At 50.0% G+C, this 380-nt stretch carries 1 protein-coding gene; it reads left to right on the plus strand.

Going from position 1 to position 380, the window contains the following annotated elements; all coding sequences use genetic code 11:
- Position 1: 1 nt before the first annotated feature.
- A partial coding sequence (locus tag NE664_15780; GenBank protein MCQ4728094.1) for an MFS transporter occupies positions 2-380 on the plus strand: 379 nt, incomplete at its 3' end.

Below are 380 nucleotides of genomic sequence, written 5' to 3' on the forward strand. Positions count from 1 at the left end.
GCTGTACTGGATTACAGCATCACTGTATCTGCCTTTTATATCCATGTATTTTTCACAAAGAGGAATGAATTCCATGCAGGTTGGAATTCTGTCTGCGGTCCTTCCTGTTGCATCTCTGACGGTACAGCCTTTATGGGCGGCACTGGCGGACCGGACGGGAAAGAGGCGCTGTGTCCTGATTCTGCTGAACCTGTGCTGTTCCGCGGCGGTTCTGCTCTTTCCGGGAACGGAATCCTTTCGTGAAATTCTGGGGGCGGTTATCTGTTATGCGTTATTTAACAGCGCGGTTCTCCCGGTCTGTGACGCTCTGGTAGTGAATCAGGCGGAAGAAAAACGAATTAATTTTGCATGGATCAGGATGTGCGGGACGATCAGTTATG

It is taken from the genome of Anaerotignum faecicola (assembly GCA_024460105.1).
Lineage (GTDB): Bacteria > Bacillota > Clostridia > Lachnospirales > Anaerotignaceae > JANFXS01.